An 18,084-nucleotide genomic window follows, 5' to 3' on the forward strand; every position below is an offset into this window, starting at 1 on the left:
TCATTCTTTGCTATTCTTATATCTAATATTTTAGTAAGCGACTTTACTTTTAACATCTCCTATTTAAAGTTTTTTCTATCCTTTTTAAAGTTATTTAAAAAAGCCATCCGAAGATGACTTTTTTTTTTAAATCGCATTCTTATCAAAACCGAGTTTGCGTTGAATAAACTTAACAATTTCGACAATAATAATCATTGAGAAGCTTCCGCCCATAACGATTCCCCATTGAGACAAGTCTAGTTTGGTTACGTGGAAGATTCCTTCAAGCGGTTCTACGACGATTGTTGCCATGAGAAGAATGAAGGATACCAAGATGGACCAGTTGAAGGTCTTAGACTTGAATGGGCCAACTGTCAAGATGGATTGGTAAACAGACTTGACATTGTAAGCATGGAAGAGCTGAATCAAGCCAAGGGTTGCAAAGGCCATAGTAAGAGCATCCGCATGAATGGCATGATTGTCACCCACATGAACTGGGTAAAGAAGGGCAAGACCATAAACACTCATAACAATTGCTGCTTGGAGTACACCTTGATAGATGATAGAACTCAAAACACCACCTGAGAAGAAGCTTGCCTTGCGTCCACGTGGTTTATGGTTCATGACACCAGGCTCAGCAGGTTCAACACCAAGAGCGATAGCTGGGAAAGTATCCGTTACCAAGTTAATCCACAAAAGATGAACTGGCTGTAAGACATCCCAACCAAACAAGGTTGATAGGAAGATAGTTAATACTTCAGCAGTATTGGCAGAAAGCAGATACTGGATAGTCTTTTGAATATTTGAGAAGACCTTACGTCCTTCTTCAACTGCGACGATGATAGTCGCAAAGTTATCATCTGCAAGAATCATGTCAGATGCCCCCTTAGAAACCTCTGTACCAGTGATTCCCATACCGATACCGATATCGGCTGTTTTCAGAGCTGGCGCATCATTGACACCATCACCTGTCATGGCAACGACTTTACCTTGTTTTTGCCAAGCCTTGACGATACGAACCTTGTGTTCTGGAGACACACGGGCATAAACAGAGTATTGACCAACGACTTTTTCAAAGTCTTCATCAGATAGTTCGTTGAGCTCAGCACCAGTTAAAACGTGTCCTTCTGTATCATTTGCATCAATGATTCCCAAACGTTTGGCAATAGCTTCTGCAGTATCTTGGTGGTCACCTGTAATCATAATTGGACGAATTCCCGCTTCCTTAGCCACACGAACAGCCTCAGCAGCTTCAGGACGTTCAGGGTCAATCATCCCAATCAAACCAGTAAAGATTAAATCATTTTCAAGCTCTTCAGAGATCAGGTTTTCTGGAATACTATCGATAATCTTATAAGCACCTGCAAGGACACGCAAGGCTTGGTGGGCCATTTCAGAGTTGTTTGTGTGAATGAGGTTTGTAACCTTCTCGTCAATCGGAGCAATATCCCCAGCCTTATCACGAAGAACACAACGTTTCAAGAGTTGGTCTGGCGCACCTTTAACAGCTACGAGGAAGCGTCCATCTGCAAGTGGATGAACTGTTGACATGAGCTTACGTTCAGAATCAAATGGCAACTCAGCCACACGTGGATATTTCTCTAAGAAACCTTTAACATCGTAGCCCTTGTCCAAGGCATACTGGATGAAGGCTGTTTCAGTAGGGTCACCAATCAGATTGCCTTCGACATCAATCTTAGTATCGTTAGCTAAGACTACTGAACGTAGAAGCGGCATTTCAAGACCCAGTTCAATGTCACCAGCTGAGTCATGTAGGACTGCATCATAGAAGACTTTTTCAACGGTCATCTTGTTCATGGTCAACGTACCAGTCTTATCAGAAGCGATGATTTCTGTTGAACCAAGAGTTTCAACTGCTGGCAACTTACGAACGATTGAGTTTCGTTTGGCTAAAACTTGAGTACCAAGGGCAAGAACAATAGTTACGATAGCTGGGAGCCCTTCTGGAATAGCTGCAACGGCAAGGGCAACAGAGATCATCAACTCACCGAGTGGATTTTTCCCTTGAATGAAAACACCCACTACAAAAGTAACAAGTGCAATAACCAAGATAGCATAGGTCAAGACTTTAGAAAGGTTGTTCAAGTTTTGTTTAAGTGGTGTATCTGTCTCATCCGCATCTTGAAGCATACCAGCGATATGACCAACTTCAGTGTACATCCCTGTATTGACAACAACACCCATCCCACGACCATAGGTCACGTTTGAGTTTTGGAAGGCCATATTGACACGGTCCCCAATACCAGCATCTGCAGCAAGTTCAACTGTCAAGTCTTTTTCGACTGGCACAGACTCACCTGTCAAGGCAGCTTCTTCGATTTTAAGAGAGTTGGCTTCAAGCAAACGTAGGTCTGCTGGTACTACATCACCTGCTTCGAGGGCAACGATATCACCTGGCACCAATTCTTTAGAGTCAATCTCAGCCATATGACCATCACGAAGAACGCGGGCAGCTGGACTAGACATAGATTTGAGGGCTTCGATAGCTTCTTCTGCTTTTCCTTCTTGGTAAACACCAAAGGCAGCGTTGATGATAACCACGGCTAGGATGATAATGGCATCTGCGATATCTTCCCCACCAGAAGTCACAACTGACAAGATTGCTGCCGCAACTAGGATAATAATCATCAAATCCTTAAATTGCTCGATGAATTTGACCAGGATTGATCGTTTCTCGCCTTCTTCGAGTTCATTGTGGCCAAATTCGGCAAGGCGCTTTTCTGCCTCACTTGATGACAAGCCTTGCTCGGTCGCATCCACAGCCTTCAAGACCTCTTCAGGACTCTGAGTGTAAAACGCTTGGCGTTTTTGTTCTTTTGACATGTGTCTCCTCCTTGACATTGTGTGCAAAACAGACTCTCTTTTCCCTCATCGCATCTTTTCACGACAAACAAAAAGAGACCTATTAATCATAACAAGTCTCGCTGTTTAAGATAGTGCCGGAAAGCATACTTTTCAGTATAAAATTCGGAATGACGACACTATCACAGGTTTCTGCCAGCTACTCCCTTGAGTAGTACTATTATACCAAATTTTGAAAAGTTTTCAAAGAGTAAAAAATGACTTATTTGAATTTTCCCTTGAAAACCAGTATAATGGTAGAATGCTATATGACTAGAAAGGAAGTTGAATGAAGCAATCTATCTCAAATCTCAAGTTAGCTGAGCGTGGGGCCATTATCAGCATTTCAACCTATTTGATCTTGTCTGCAGCCAAATTAGCAACTGGTCACCTTCTTCATTCATCCAGTTTGGTAGCCGATGGTTTCAACAACGTGTCGGACATCATTGGAAATATTGCTCTCTTGATTGGGATTCGAATGGCGCGCCAGCCTGCTGACCGAGACCACCGTTTTGGCCACTGGAAGATTGAGGATTTGGCTAGCTTAATCACTTCTATCATCATGTTCTATGTCGGATTCGATGTCCTAAGGGATACCATTCAGAAGATTCTCAGTCGTGAAGAAACGGTCATTGATCCTCTGGGTGCAACTCTAGGAATTATGTCTGCAGCGATCATGTTTGTGGTTTATCTCTACAATACTCGCCTCAGTAAGAAATCCAACTCCAAAGCACTGAAGGCCGCAGCAAAGGACAATCTTTCTGATGCTGTTACCTCACTCGGTACTACTATTGCCATCCTAGCTAGCAGTTTCAATTATCCCATTGTGGATAAACTGGTTGCCATTATCATCACTTTCTTTATCTTGAAGACTGCCTATGATATCTTTATCGAGTCTTCCTTTAGTCTTTCAGATGGCTTTGACGACCGTCTGCTTGAGGACTATCAAAAAGCCATTATGGAAATTCCCAAAATTAGCAAGGTTAAATCTCAAAGAGGTCGCACCTACGGTAGCAACATTTACCTTGATATTACGCTAGAAATGAATCCTGACTTGTCTGTTTTTGAGAGTCATGAAATCGCGGATCAAGTCGAGTCTATGCTGGAGGAACGTTTTGGCGTCTTTGATACCGATGTCCATATCGAGCCAGCACCAATTCCTGAGGATGAGATTTTAGACAATGTCTATAAAAAATTGCTTATGCGCGAGCAATTGATTGACCAAGGAAATCAACTGGAAGAACTCTTGGCTGACGATTTTGTCTATATTCGTCAAGATGGAGAGCAGATGGATAAAGAGGCCTATAAAGCCGAAAAAGACTTGAATTCCGCTATCAAGGATATTCAGATCACTTCCATCAGTCAGAAGACCAAACTCATCTCCTATGAGTTAGATAGTATCATCCATACCAGTATCTGGCGTCGCCACGAAACTTGGCAAAATATCTTTCATCAAGAAACCAAAAAAGAATAGAGAAATCCTGTCCATGAGACGGGATTTTTCTATTCTTTTAACTATTAAAGTCACTTAGATACTCATAGCGTTCGTATTTTTCAAGGAGTGCTTCGTTTTTCTCATCCAGTTCTTTTTGAAGAGTAGCTAGTTTGCCGAAGTCAGATCCGTTTACCTGCATTTCCCCTTCAATAGCAGCGATACGATTTTCCAAGGTTTCAATATCGCCTTCAATGCTTGCCCACTCCTGCTTTTCTTGGTAGGTCATGCGTTTCTTGTCTTCTCGAACCTTGACGACTTTCTCCTTTTCAGACTTTTGCACTTGATTGGCCAACTCTGTTTCAAAGGCTTTTTCATCAAGGTAATCGGTATAATGACCAAAGAAAGGACGAATCTTGCCATCTTCAAAAGCCAGAATCTTGGTCGCTACCTTATCCAGGAAATAACGGTCGTGGCTAACTGTCAAGACAGGCCCCACAAAACCTTGCAAGAAATTCTCTAAGACTGTTAAAGTTGCAATATCTAGGTCATTTGTCGGCTCATCCAAGAGAAGAACATTTGGTTTTTCCAAGAGCAGTTTGAGGAGATAAAGACGTTTTTTCTCACCCCCAGACAATTTCTCAATCAAGGTTCCATGCGTCGAACGTGGGAAAAGGAACTGCTCTAGCAACTCTGCAATCGAAGTCGTAGAACCACCGCTGGTCTTAACCTCTTCTGCCACTTCCTGCAGGTAATTTATAACTCTCTTGCTTTCATCCAAGCCCTCAATTTGCTGAGAGAAATAGGCAATGCGAACAGTTTCTCCAATCACAACTTGTCCTGCTGTCGGCTCAAGAATGCCTGCAATCAAGTTAAGGAGAGTTGATTTCCCAACACCGTTGTCTCCAACGATTCCGATACGGTCTTTGGCCTGCACCAAGAGATTAAAATCTTGCAAAATGGGCTTATTTGCATAGGCAAAAGAAACATCCTGAAACTCGATGACTTTCTTCCCAATCCGACTGGTTTCAAAGTTCATGGTCAAGTCTGTCTCAGCACTACTGCCTGAAACTTCCTTTTTCAAGTCATGGAAACGATTGATACGAGCCTGCTGCTTGGTCGCACGCGCCTGCGGTTGTCTGCGCATCCAGGCCAATTCTTGTTTGTAGAGTTGTTGTTTTTTGTGAAGAAGAGTCGCGTCACGCTCATCCTGTTCCGCCTTTAGGCGAACATAGTCCTGGTAATTTCCCTGGTACTCGGTCAAGCCTGCGCGATCCAATTCGAAAATCCGAGTTGACAAAGCGTCTAGGAAATAACGGTCGTGGGTGATAAAAAGGACTGTTTTCTTGGAATTTTTCAAAAAGATGGTCAGCCACTCAATAGTCGCAATATCCAGATGGTTGGTCGGCTCATCCAAAAGCAAAAGGTCGTGATTACCAAGTAAGACTTGCGCCAACTGAACCCGTCTTCTCAGACCACCTGACAATTCCCCAACAGGAGTAGATAAGTCCTGAATCCCCAGCTTGCTGAGAACCGTCTTGACCTGACTCTCAATTTCCCAAGCTTGGAGAGAATCCATTTCAGCCATGACACGTTCCAAACGCGCCTGTTTGTCCTCATTATAGTTGAGCATGATCAATTCATACTCACGAATGAGCTGGATTTCCTTGAGGTCGCTGGAGAGAACCGTATCCAAGACTGTCTTGCTATCATCAAAATCAGGATCTTGGGTCAAGTAACCAATCTGGTAATCATTCTTAGCTGAAAAGGGACTGACATCCCCATCAAATCCAGAAACACCAGAAAGGACGTCCAAAAGGGTGGTCTTGCCCGTTCCATTGACACCAATCAGACCAATTCTATCTAGGTCATGGATAATAAAGGAAATATCCTTAAAAACGGTCTTGTCACCAACGGATTTACTTAGTTTTTCAACGATAAAATCACTCATTTTTTCTCCCTTAGATAAGCATGGATGGCTTGACGGTCATTTTTCAATTCTCCATCGACAATGGCATATTCAATCTCTGTTAAAATCTCTCCCAAGTCTGGGCCCGGCTGATAACCATATTCCTTGATCAAAATACCACCGTTGATTTGGATTTCTTTCTTATCATGAATGGTCAGACTCTGGTAGGTTTCTGTGATGACTTGTGGGTTGACTGGTTTTCCCTGAGCCTGACGAAGATTTTCAGCCTGTAAAAGCAAATCCAAGTCAAAGCGGTAACAATCGCGCTTGCTCAATTCTCCCTTTTCACGCAAGGCCAAAATAGTCAGTAAATCCTGAACTTGCTTAGCAAACTGGCGTGAGGTCTTCCAAGCCTTCAAAAAGGGCTGCGCATTTTCAATATCCAAAGCCCACAGTAGAGCCGCCCAGGCTTGTTCAGAGGATTCAAAAGTAAAATCGGTCTCTAACTCAAACAGTCTGTTAAGCTTGTCCTGGCTAGCTGCCATATCAGGGAGATAATCATAAGCTTGACTCTCAATCATGGAAGCCAAGCCCCTTCTCCAAAATGGAGCCAGCAAGAGTTTATCAAACTCAACGAAGGTACGCTCTACAGAAATTTTCTCCAAAAGTGGCGTCAAAGTCTTCATAGCTTTAAATGTTTCTGACTCAAGCTCAAAGCCAAGACTGGCCTGAAAACGGAAGCCACGCATAATCCGCAAAGCATCTTCGTTGAAACGCTCACTTGCCACTCCAACTGCTCGTAAGACTTGCTTTCCCAAATCGTCTAAACCATGGAACAAGTCAATGATTTCCCCTGTCTCGTCCAAGGCAAAGGCGTTGACTGTAAAATCACGGCGTTTGAGGTCTTCTTCTAGCGAACGCACAAAGGAAACCGCACTGGGTCTTCGATAGTCCACATAGACATCTTCTGTCCGAAAGGTGGTTACCTCATACTCCTCGTCCCCATCTAAGACCAAGACAGTTCCATGCTCGATTCCGATATCGGCTGTTCGCGGAAAAATCTGCTTGGTCTCTTCTGGATAAGAAGACGTTGCGATATCCACATCATGGATAGGGCGATTGAGAAGGGCATCTCGAACAGAACCTCCAACAAAATAGGCCTCAAATCCTGCTTCTTTAATTTTTTCTAATACTGGTAAAGCCTTCTGAAATTCAGAAGGCATTTGCGTTAATCTCATAATAAGTGTTCTAATCCATAGACAAGCTCATGACGCTTGACAACTTCTTTAATTCCCAAATTCACCCCTGTCATGAAGGAGCTGCGATCATAGGAGTCATGACGGAGGGTCAATCCTTCTCCCTGATTGCCAAAGATGACTTCCTGATGGGCTACCAAACCTGGCAAACGAACTGAGTGGATACGCATGCCATCAAAATCAGCACCACGAGCACCTGCAATGAGTTCTTCCTCGTCTACTGCACCCTGCTGGATAGACTCTCGAACTTCTGCCATTAATTCAGCTGTTTTAATAGCTGTTCCACTCGGAGCATCTTTTTTCTTGTCATGATGAAGCTCGATAATCTCCACATTTGGGAAATATTTAGCAGACTGCCTTGCAAATTGCATGAGCAAGACAGCACCCAAGGCAAAGTTAGGAGCAATCAAGCCACCCAAATCTTGGACACGAGAAAATTCTTTTAGCTCTGCAATTTCTTCACTTGTGAAACCTGTTGTTCCAACTACTGGAGCAAAGCCATTTTCAAGAGCAAAACGTGTATTTTCGTAGGCAACAGTTGGAGTAGTAAAATCTACCCAGACATCCGCTTCAAAACCAATCAAATCAGCCTTATCCTTGAAAACAGGAATTCCCTGCCATTCTGACTCAGACTCAAAAGGATCCAAAACTGCTACCAAGTCTAAGTCTGGATCAGCCAAAACCATCTGACAAGCAGCCTGGCCCATCTTTCCCTTAAAACCAGCAATAATTACTCGAATACTCATCTCTACTCCTGTCTAAGATACAAAGCCTGTAGGAACACAAAGTGAAAATAGGAGTTCTGATCAAGAAGTGTCTACTCCTTGGAAGAACTATCTTTTTCACACAGGGTTCCAGGCGTGTTCATTTGCTAACTTCTTAACTAAGCTAAAAGTCCCAACTAAATCACTGGAATATAACCTAGAGCAATACTTCCTGCTCCTAGGTGGGTTCCAATGACACTACCAAATGTAGCAAGTGAAATATCCGTACCTACTCCAGATTCAAGTAAGTGCTGACGCAATTCTTCAGCCTTTTCAGGAGCATTCCCGTGAATGACAATGATACGGTATTGGCCTGAAGCTGTTGCTTCCTTGATAATTTCAATTAAGCGCTTGGTTGCTTTCTTTTCAGTACGAACTTTTTCGTAAACTTCAATCACACCTTGGTCATTGAAATAAAGGATTGGCTTAATGCTTAGCAAATTGCCCAAAATCGCAGCTCCATTTGAAAGGCGTCCACCCTTCACCAAGTGATCCAAGTCATCCACCATGATGAAAGCAGAGGTATGACTAATCTGAATAGCTAGCTTATCCTGAATAATGGCAAAGTCATCACCTTGGTCTTTCCAGTTAAAGACACTTTCAACCATGATACCCAGAGGAGCACTTGTAATCAAAGTGTCTGGGAAGGCAATGGTTAGCTCCTCATAATCATCGACCATGTACTGGATATTTTGGTAAAAACCTGAAATTCCAGAAGATAGGAAAAGCCCCAAAGCATGTGTATAACCTTGTTCTTTGAGCGAAGTTAGAATCTCATCTAACTTGGCAATACTTGGTTGACTGGTCTTAGGCAATTCAGAAGCCTGAGCCATTTTTTGGTAAAATTCCTCAGCAGTCAGATTGATGCCTTCGACATACTCCTCACCGTCAATATTGACAGGAATATCCAAGACAAATAAATCTTCTCTTTGCAAGGTCTCTGCACTGAGATAAGCAGAAGAATCTGTGATAACAGCTAATTTCATATTAGAACTCCAAATTGATTCCTGGTAAGTCTAATGCAATTTCAGTTACTTCGTAAGTCAAACGGTTGAGCATGTTCAAACATGGACGAGCCAAGGTTTCCACTTCTTCTTGGTTCAATTCACTTGGTTCGTTAACAATACGACCATCGATATGGTTCACCTGTGAAATGGTTCCACTGATGACGAATTTATCAAATACAATCATAAATGTCAAGATGACAATCAAGGAAGTCACTTGATTTTCTTGATCATGTTGAATTAATTGGAAGTTCACATCCACCTTAGTTTCAGGAGCTCCATTTTCATTTTCCCATTCAAAATTACGCGCATCAAAATGATACTGACTAACAAATTCTTGTTCACGTTTAAGATTCATGTCTTTCTCCCTCGGCTACAATATTATAAGCTATTGTACCATAATTTTTTATTTTCATCTAGTTTTCTAGGATTTAGTCAATCCCGATTTCAGCTCGGACTACGTCTGCGATGGTATCAACATAGTAGTCCACTTCTTCTGTTGTAGGCGCTTCTGCCATAACACGCAAAAGAGGCTCTGTTCCACTTGGGCGAACAAGGATACGGCCATTCCCCGCCATTTCAGCTTCCATCTTCTCGATGATAACCTTGATAGCTGGCACTTCCATAGCCTTTTCCTTCATGGCATTTTCCACTCGGATATTGACTAATTTTTGTGGATAGATGGTTACTTCTGCTGCCAACTCTGACAAGCTCTTACCAGTTTCCTTCATGATTTTTGTCAATTGGACAGCTGATAATTGACCATCACCCGTTGTATTGTAATCCATCAAGATGACGTGACCAGACTGTTCACCACCGAGGTTGTAGCCTGATTTTCTCATTTCTTCCACAACATAGCGGTCGCCAACTGCAGTGACTGCCTTGTTAATGCCTTCACGGTCCAAGGCCTTGTGGAAACCAAGGTTGGACATAACAGTTGTCACGATTGTATTTTGGGCCAATTGTCCTTTTTCAGAAAGGTATTTCCCGATGATGTACATAATCTTGTCACCATCAACGATGTCGCCATTTTCATCAACAGCAATCAAACGGTCACTGTCTCCGTCAAAGGCCAAACCAATAGCTGAGCCGCTTTCTTTGACCACATCTTGAAGAGCTTCTGGGTGAGTTGAACCAACATTAAGGTTGATGTTAAGACCATCTGGTGTTTCCCCGATAACAGTTAATTGAGCGCCAAGGTCTGCAAAGATTTGACGGGCACTTGTAGACGCCGCACCGTTTGCTGTGTCCAAGGCAACCTTCATTCCCTCAAGAGGAGTTCCAGTTGAAACAAGATAGCCTTCATACTTACGCAAGCCTTCTGGATAATCTACCAAGGTTCCCAAGCCTTCTGCACTTGGACGAGGAAGAGTATCTTCCGCAGCGTCTAGCAAGGCTTCAATTTCTGCTTCTTTTTCATCGTCCAGTTTGAAGCCATCACCGCCAAAGAACTTAATTCCATTATCAAGGGCTGGATTGTGGCTAGCAGAAATCATGACACCAGCACTTGCTCCTTCAGTTTTTACCAAGTAAGCTACTGCTGGTGTTGCCAAAACACCTAGTTTGTATACGTGAATACCAACTGAAAGAAGACCAGCTACCAAGGCAGATTCTAGCATTTCCCCAGAAATACGTGTATCACGTCCCACAAAAACTTTCGGTGCTTCCGTTTCATGTTGGCTAAGAACATAGCCTCCAAAACGTCCTAGTTTAAAGGCCAATTCTGGCGTTAGTTCTACGTTAGCTTCTCCACGGACTCCATCAGTCCCAAAATATTTACCCATTTTTATAAAATCCTTTTTCTATTTTTAATTCGTTTTTGAACTAGTTGCTTTCGTTGACGAAGATGTCTCCGACGAACTGCTTGTAGTTGAATTTGATGTGTTTGAACTTGTACCCACAGGTTTTGTAGTGACCTTCATTGTCGTATCAAATGGAGTAATCACCGCTGGTAAGACAACACCATTACGGTCGATTGCCTGCAAAGGTACTGAACCACTGTAATTACCTGTTATGCGTTCGCTGGTTGGTAAAAGCGCAATAATACGATCAATTTTAGCTAGTGTTTCTTGGTCAGTTGTGACAGAGACCCGTTCATTTGACACGGTTACACTATCAATTTGTAGCTTGGAATCAATCTGGCTTTGGTCAACTTGTGGCACAACAATCATCCCATCTCGCTTAACCTTCTTCCCAACTTTCACTGTGATCTTTTGAGGCGTTGCCACAGCAGTCAATCCGCTTGGAAGATTTTCAATATTCAAGGGAACTTCAATCGTTCCAACACTGGCATCCGTCAAATCAGCAGTTACCTTAAACTTACGAGTACTTTCCTGCATTTCGCTGGCCAAGGTCACACGATTGGCTCCTGTCAGCACAACTGAAACCTCTGATGCAAATCCACTAATGAAATACTGGTCATTATCATAGTGAATAACGATAGGAACGTTCGTTATCGTATTGGTGTAAGTTTCTGATTTAACCTGCCTTGCGGTATTACTATTTTGAAAGTTGGTTGACGTTGCATAGATGAATAAGATACAAGCAAAAAAGAGAGATGAAATGATGTATAGACTATTTTTTCTCATATTTCCAACCTCCTAGCAAACGGTCCTTGAAACTGACTTTTTCCTCAACAGCTGGCAAAAGAATTGCTCGTAGCTCTGCTTCAAATTCTTCAATCGTCAAGTCGTGCTTGAAAACACCGTTATAGGTAATAGAAATGCCTCCTGTTTCCTCTGAGACGATGAAGGTCAAGGCATCGGATACTTCTGACAAACCGATAGCCGCCCGGTGTCTGGTCCCAAATTCCTTGGAAATCCCTGTGCTTTCTGTCAAGGGAAGATAGGCAGAGGTTACTGCTATTCGATTTTCTCTGATAATCACAGCACCATCGTGTAGGGGAGTGTTGGGGATAAAGATATTAATAAGGAGTTCAGCTGAAATATTGGCATCCAAAGGAATCCCTGTCGCAATGTATTCTTGTAAGGTCCGAACTCGTTGGATGGCAACCAGAGCACCAATCTTACGAGGACTCATATATTCAACCGACTTGACAAAGGCACGAATCATTTGCTCCTCTGCACTAATTTGAGCAGTAGAAAAGAAATCTGTCGCCCTTCCCAAGCGTTCCAAACCAGTCCGAATCTCTGGAGAGAAGATAACAACCGCAGCAATAACCCCATAGGTGATAATCTGATTAATCAACCAAGAAATCGTTGTTAAATCAAGGATATTGGCCACAACCTGGGCTAATACAAAGATAACGACCCCACGCACCAAAATCATAATCTTGGTGCCAGCTATCGCTTTTGTAAAACGATATAAAATATAGGCCACAATCAAAATATCAAACACATTGATGGCAATACTCCAAGGACTAGAAAACAAGCTAGTCCAATATTGCAGGTTGGATAATTGTTGAAAGTTCATCTGCTGTCTCCTCTCTGTCCAAACACGTTCCTTTCTATTATACCATTTTTCTTACATTTTTTTCCCTATCCTACTTCATTTTAAATTAAAGAAAAAATATGATAAAATAAACTGATACTCAATGAAAATCAAAGAGCAAACTAGGAAGCTAGCCGCAGGCTGTACTTGAGTACGGTAAGGCGCCGCTGACGTGGTTTGAATTTGATTTTCGAAGAGTATGACTAGAAAAAACAAAGGAGAAACCATGTCTCAACTCTATGATATTACCATTGTAGGTGGTGGTCCTGTCGGGCTTTTTGCGGCCTTCTATGCCCACCTACGCCAAGCCAAGGTCCAAATCATCGACTCTCTTCCTCAACTCGGTGGACAACCTGCTATTCTCTATCCTGAAAAGGAAATCCTCGACGTCCCAGGTTTCTCAAACTTGACTGGAGAAGAGTTGACCAACCGCTTGATTGAACAGCTAAACGGCTTTGATACCCCTATCCATCTCAACGAAACGGTTCTTGAGATTGAAAAACAAGAAGAAGGATTTGTCATCACAACTTCTAAAGGAAGTCATCTGTCTAAAACTGTTATCATTGCTATGGGGGGTGGTGCCTTCAAACCACGTCCGCTGGAACTAGAAGGCGTTGAGGGCTATGAAAATATCCACTACCACGTTTCTAACATTCAGCAATATGCTGGTAAGAAAGTGACGATTCTGGGTGGTGGGGACTCAGCTGTTGATTGGGCTTTAGCTTTTGAAAAAATTGCGCCAACTACCCTTGTCCACCGTAGAGATAATTTCCGCGCCTTGGAACACAGTGTCCAAGCCTTACAGGAATCTTCTGTGACCATCAAGACACCATTCGTCCCTAGCCAACTCCTTGGAGATGGAAAAATACTCGATAAACTTGAAATCACAAAAGTCAAATCTGATGAAGCAGAGACTATTGACTTAGACCACCTCTTTGTCAACTATGGTTTCAAATCTTCTGTTGGTAACCTTAAAAACTGGGGTCTGGACCTCAACCGTCACAAGATTATCGTCAATAGCAAGCAAGAATCTAGCCAAGCAGGTATCTATGCTATCGGTGACTGTTGCTACTATGACGGAAAAATTGATCTGATTGCGACAGGGCTTGGAGAAGCACCAACCGCTGTTAACAATGCCATTAACTACATCGACCCAGAACAAAAAGTACAACCAAAACACTCTACTAGTTTATAGAAAAAGAACCACGAGTCACATAGGATTCGTGGTTTTATAGTTCATCGGCTAATTTGTTAGCTCATATTTCCCCCTTCTTTAACAAAAATAAAAATGCCTATCAAACTGATAAAACATGTGATATAATAGGGACGGCACTAACAATACGCCTTGGAAAAGGAGGTATTACAGATGCTAGAACTTCTCAAAATAGTACTTATCGCAGTCATCGAGAGTATCATCTCATGGCTGGTGACTCGTTGGTTAGACGATCACTTCGACAAGTAACCTTCCTGGTTAGTGCTATCTAACCCAGAAAAAAATCCCCTCAGTATTGCAGTACCGAGGGGATTTCTGTTAGCACTAAAATGCTAGAACTTCTCAATTCCCCTTTATTATCTCACATACTCTATTTAATTGTCAAGAAAGAGGTGTTTTATATCTTTATAACTCATCGGCTATCTTATTGATTTTTCTGAGTCTGTGGTTAACACCACTTTTGGTCAGAGGAGTGCTGAGACTATCTGCTAACTGCTGGATAGAGTAATCTGGGTGCTGAATTCGCAACTGCGCTACCTCCTGCAAATCTACTGGTAGATTTTCTAGGCCCATGATATCTTTGATTTTACTGATATTGTTGATGGTCTTCATGCTGGCAGAAACTGTCCGAGCAATATTCGCCGTTTCAGCATTATTAGCACGATTAAGGTCGTTACGGGTTTCTCGTAAAATCTTAACTCGCTCAAAATCATCACGCGCCTTCATGGCTCCGATGACAATCAAGAAGTCCATAATATCTTCGGCTCGCTGGAGATAGGTCACAGCTCCCTTCTTACGCTCAAGAACCTTAGCATCCAGTAAAAACTGCTGGAGAAGAGAGGCAATCCCTTGCGCGTGGTCCAGATAAACAGAACTGATTTCCAACTGGTACTTACCTGACTCAGGGTCACGAATGCTTCCATTTGCCAAGAAAGCACCACAGAGATAAGCACGGCCTGCTTCCTCGTCTGATAAAATCTCCTCGTCAATACCTGTTTCCAGACCAAAGAAGGAGTCTGCCAAGTGCAAATCACTCAGCAAGTCCTGCACCTTTTCATCTGTAAAAACAGTATAGACCCGATTCTTGCGGAGATTACTCCGTTGGTGGTGGCGAATTTCCGATTTGATTTCGTAAAAATGGAGAAAGGACTCATAGAGGTGACGAGCCAGTTTGGCATTTTCTGTCACAACTGACAAGGTCAAACCCGAAGTCGAGAGACCGATACTACCAGACATCTTGATAATGGCAGATAATTCATGCCGGCTTAGATGGTGCTGACCTAGGATTTCTTCTTTTACTGCTACTGTGAAACTCATTTTCTCACCTGTATAATGCGCATCAATTCGTCCACAATCAAATCCCCATCGTGGAAGGCACCACCATTTTCCAGACGGAGGAAGTTGGATGAAATCACGCGCGGAACTTGCTTACAAAGACCTGCAAAATCATGTTCCACCTGGACCAAATATTCATCAAAACGGTTGGAATTCATGTATTCCTGAGGCACTTTTTCGATATTCACCAAGACAGTGTCGATAAAAGGTCTGCCAAGATGACGATGCAAGACTTCCACATGGTCGCTATCTGTAAAGTGTTCCGTCTCCCCACGTTGAGTCATGATATTGCAGACATAGGCGATTTCTGCCTTGGTTTCCAAAAGCGCCTGCCCGATTTCCTTAATCACGATATTGGGCAAAATAGAGGTAAAGAGAGAACCAGGACCTAGGACAATCATGTCACTTTCAAGAATGGTCTGCACTACTCGACGGCTAGCCAGAGGCGTATCATCGTTGAGGGTATTGGTCACATAAACATGATCAATCATGCCTGGATGGTCTGCAATATGACTCTCTCCAGCCACCTCTGTCCCGTCCTGGAAGACTGCATGAAGGGTCAAGGGATGGTCACTGGAAGGATAAATCTTCCCAGTTGTGTGGAAAAATTTGCTTAGCAACTGCATGGCATTATAGGTCGACCCCTGCATTTCTGACAGACCTGCAATAATGAGATTGCCCAATGGATGGCCAGCAAAGGCTCCGGCATCCTCAGAAAAGCGATACTGAAAGACCTTTTCATAAAATTTTGGCATATCCGACATGGCCACAAGGACATTGCGAAGATCCCCTGGCGGTGTCAATTGCTGCATATTTTTTCGGAGTTCACCTGATGAACCGCCATCATCCGCCACCGTTACGATAGCAGCGATTTCCACATCTTTTTCCCGCAGACTCTTAAGAATGACAGGGATCCCAGTACCTCCACCAATCACCGTTATCTTTGGTTTTCTCATGAACGGTTTACCGTTTCCTTTCTTCGGTCTTTGTCTCGATGTCCTTCATTGACAGGCCAAGTCTTGGATAAGTCCTGCGCCAAGCGTTTAGCAAAGGCCACACTACGGTGTTGACCACCTGTACAACCCATAGCAATGGTCAAAACAGACTTACCTTCCTTTTGGTAACTTGGCAAAATCGGCTCAATCAAGGCCAACAAATGTTGATAAAAATCTTCTGACTCAGGGTGATTCATGACATAGTGATACACTGGTTCATCTACACCCGTTTGGTTTCTCAGTTCTGGTAGATAGTAGGGATTTGGCAAGAAACGGACATCAAAGACTAAATCTGCATCAATCGGGATTCCATATTTAAAGCCAAAAGACATGACTTCGATACGGAAAGACTGGGCTTGTTCCTGATCAGAAAACTGCTCTGCAATGGTTTTACGTAGCTCACGTGGAGTGAGTTCAGTCGTATCCACCACATTTTGACTCATATTTTTCAAAGGTGCCAAGAGTTCACGTTCCAGCTTGATTCCATCCAAAATCCGTCCATCTGCAGCTAGAGGGTGACTCCGTCTGGTTTCCTTGTAACGAGCGACCAATTCCTTATCAGCTGCATCCAAAAAGAGAATTTTAAAGTCCAGTTCTTCCTTGTTTTCCAACTCATCCAAAACAGCTTGAATCTCTGAGAAGAAAGAACGGCTACGCATATCTACTACCAAGGCCAACTTATGGTCGTCTTCCTTTGTTTCCACCAACTGCAAAAACTTAGGCAAGAGAGCTGGCGGCATATTATCAATAGTAAAATAACCCAAATCTTCGAAGGACTGAATGGCTACAGTTTTCCCTGCACCACTCATTCCTGTCACAATCACCAAGTGAAGTTGTTTCTTTGTCATCTTTTTCTCCTTATATCAAAAGAAGTTTGGCAACACCAAACTTCAACTAGCTTATCCAATCTCTGCGATGACTTCGATTTCGACTTTTACATCACGAGGAAGACGAGCTACCTCTACTGCTGAACGAGCTGGAAATTCCTCTTTAAAGGCCGTTTGGTAAACCTCGTTAAAAGGAACAAAGTCGTTCATATCGCTCAAGAAGCAAGTTGTTTTGACAACATGGTCAAAATCTGTTCCTGCTTCTGCCAAAATAGCACCGATGTTTTTCAAGACTTGTTCTGTCTGTTCTTGGATCGTTTCTCCAACGATTTCCCCAGTTTCAGGAGAGAGAGGAACTTGACCACTAGCAAACAAAAGGTTGCCAACGATTTTTCCTTGAACATATGGTCCGATAGCCTTTGGGGCCTTATCTGTATGAATTGTTTTTGCCATTTTCTTTTCCTCACAATTTTTCTAAGATTGAATCCCAAGCCTCATCCATCCCTGCCTTGCTGACAGATGAAAAGAGGATAAAGTCATCACTTGGGTCAAAGTTTAATTTCTTTTTAATTGCTGATTCGTGCTTGTTCCATTTACCACGAGGAATCTTGTCCGCCTTGGTCGCAACGATGATAACCGGAATCTCATAATACTTGAGAAATTCGTACATCTGCACATCATCTGCTGACGGATCGTGACGGAGATCCACCAGACTGACCACCGCACGGAGATTTTCTCGAGTTGTCAGATACTCCTCAATCATGCGCCCCCACTTTTCACGTTCCTTTTTGGAAACACGGGCATAACCATAACCAGGCACATCCACAAAGCGCATCTTATCATCGATATTAAAGAAGTTGAGAAGCTGGGTTTTACCAGGTTTACCTGATGTTCGGGCTAGATTCTTACGATTCAACATAGTGTTGATAAAGCTAGACTTGCCAACATTTGAACGCCCTGCTAGAGCAATCTCTGGCAGTTCATCCTGCGGATAGTGGGATTTATTAGCCGCACTGAGCAAGATTTCAGCATTGTGTGTATTGATTTCCATAGTTACC

Annotated in this window: 16 protein-coding genes; 2 read left to right on the forward strand and 14 right to left on the reverse strand. The window is 42.9% G+C overall.

Annotation, left to right across the window (positions count from 1 at the left end; genetic code table 11):
* Nucleotides 1–126: 126 nt before the first annotated feature.
* Entirely contained in the window at nt 127–2,823 is a 2,697-nt protein-coding gene (locus M1G12_RS02545) for a cation-translocating P-type ATPase (RefSeq protein ID WP_033681536.1), read from the reverse strand.
* A 307-nt stretch (nt 2,824–3,130) separates the two neighbouring features.
* On the opposite strand from M1G12_RS02545, the gene mntE reads away from it, so the two are divergent.
* On the forward strand, nt 3,131–4,315 hold the full coding sequence (gene mntE, locus M1G12_RS02550; protein ID WP_247949374.1) for a cation diffusion facilitator family transporter: 1,185 nt from the start codon (nt 3,131–3,133) through the stop codon (nt 4,313–4,315).
* A 37-nt stretch (nt 4,316–4,352) separates the two neighbouring features.
* Here mntE and M1G12_RS02555 read toward each other — a convergent pair whose 3' ends face one another.
* From M1G12_RS02555 to cdaA, 8 genes are all read right to left on the reverse strand, one after another.
* On the reverse strand, nt 4,353–6,224 hold the full coding sequence (locus tag M1G12_RS02555) for an ABC-F family ATP-binding cassette domain-containing protein (protein ID WP_247949375.1): 1,872 nt from the start codon (nt 6,222–6,224) through the stop codon (nt 4,353–4,355).
* Entirely contained in the window at nt 6,221–7,420 is a 1,200-nt protein-coding gene (locus M1G12_RS02560) for a CCA tRNA nucleotidyltransferase (RefSeq protein ID WP_153210748.1), read from the reverse strand. The genes M1G12_RS02555 and M1G12_RS02560 overlap by 4 nt, the downstream gene beginning before the upstream one ends.
* Nucleotides 7,417–8,184: a 4-hydroxy-tetrahydrodipicolinate reductase gene (dapB, locus tag M1G12_RS02565; RefSeq protein ID WP_153210747.1), complete on the reverse strand. Its 768-nt coding sequence runs from the start codon at nt 8,182–8,184 to the stop codon at nt 7,417–7,419. The genes M1G12_RS02560 and dapB overlap by 4 nt, the downstream gene beginning before the upstream one ends.
* A gap of 155 nt (nt 8,185–8,339) precedes the next feature.
* Nucleotides 8,340–9,188, reverse strand: coding sequence for a DegV family protein (locus M1G12_RS02570; protein ID WP_153210746.1), 849 nt, complete (start codon nt 9,186–9,188; stop codon nt 8,340–8,342).
* Between the two features lies 1 nt (nt 9,189).
* The gene (locus tag M1G12_RS02575; RefSeq protein WP_001050080.1) at nt 9,190–9,564 is read right to left on the reverse strand and encodes a DUF1149 family protein; all 375 of its coding nucleotides are present in this window, start codon (nt 9,562–9,564) and stop codon (nt 9,190–9,192) included.
* A gap of 73 nt (nt 9,565–9,637) precedes the next feature.
* Nucleotides 9,638–10,990 carry a phosphoglucosamine mutase gene (glmM, locus tag M1G12_RS02580; RefSeq protein ID WP_049511120.1) on the reverse strand — a complete coding sequence of 451 codons (1,353 nt, stop codon included), beginning with the start codon at nt 10,988–10,990 and terminating at the stop codon, nt 9,638–9,640.
* 24 nt (nt 10,991–11,014) lie between these two features.
* Nucleotides 11,015–11,794, reverse strand: a complete 780-nt coding sequence (locus tag M1G12_RS02585) for a CdaR family protein (RefSeq protein WP_237447312.1) — start codon at nt 11,792–11,794, stop codon at nt 11,015–11,017.
* Nucleotides 11,781–12,638, reverse strand: coding sequence for a diadenylate cyclase CdaA (gene cdaA, locus M1G12_RS02590; RefSeq protein ID WP_125448153.1), 858 nt, complete (start codon nt 12,636–12,638; stop codon nt 11,781–11,783). Before cdaA ends, M1G12_RS02585 begins: the two co-directional genes overlap by 14 nt.
* Nucleotides 12,639–12,882: 244 nt before the next feature.
* Here cdaA and M1G12_RS02595 point away from each other — a divergent pair, with 244 nt between their 5' ends.
* Nucleotides 12,883–13,851: an NAD(P)/FAD-dependent oxidoreductase gene (locus M1G12_RS02595; protein WP_247942240.1), complete on the forward strand. Its 969-nt coding sequence runs from the start codon at nt 12,883–12,885 to the stop codon at nt 13,849–13,851.
* A 423-nt stretch (nt 13,852–14,274) separates the two neighbouring features.
* On the opposite strand, the gene whiA is transcribed toward M1G12_RS02595, so the two are convergent.
* Genes whiA through yihA form a run of 5 tightly spaced genes read right to left on the reverse strand, consistent with a single transcriptional unit; the run spans nt 14,275 to nt 18,077 of the window.
* A complete protein-coding gene (gene whiA / locus M1G12_RS02600; protein ID WP_004257845.1) occupies nt 14,275–15,186 on the reverse strand; it encodes a DNA-binding protein WhiA in 912 nt (303 codons plus the stop codon).
* Entirely contained in the window at nt 15,183–16,160 is a 978-nt protein-coding gene (locus M1G12_RS02605; RefSeq protein WP_001231075.1) for a YvcK family protein, read from the reverse strand. Before M1G12_RS02605 ends, whiA begins: the two co-directional genes overlap by 4 nt.
* Nucleotides 16,157–17,047 carry an RNase adapter RapZ gene (gene rapZ / locus M1G12_RS02610; RefSeq protein ID WP_247949376.1) on the reverse strand — a complete coding sequence of 297 codons (891 nt, stop codon included), beginning with the start codon at nt 17,045–17,047 and terminating at the stop codon, nt 16,157–16,159. Before rapZ ends, M1G12_RS02605 begins: the two co-directional genes overlap by 4 nt.
* Before the next feature lie 51 nt (nt 17,048–17,098).
* Complete coding sequence (locus tag M1G12_RS02615) at nt 17,099–17,479, reverse strand: RidA family protein (protein ID WP_001140420.1); 381 nt, start codon at nt 17,477–17,479, stop codon at nt 17,099–17,101.
* Between the two features lie 10 nt (nt 17,480–17,489).
* Nucleotides 17,490–18,077 carry a ribosome biogenesis GTP-binding protein YihA/YsxC gene (gene yihA, locus M1G12_RS02620; protein ID WP_247949377.1) on the reverse strand — a complete coding sequence of 196 codons (588 nt, stop codon included), beginning with the start codon at nt 18,075–18,077 and terminating at the stop codon, nt 17,490–17,492.
* Nucleotides 18,078–18,084 lie beyond the last annotated feature (7 nt).

The sequence above is a fragment of the Streptococcus mitis genome (assembly GCF_023110375.1).
In the GTDB taxonomy this organism is placed as follows: Bacteria; Bacillota; Bacilli; order Lactobacillales; family Streptococcaceae; genus Streptococcus; species Streptococcus mitis_CI.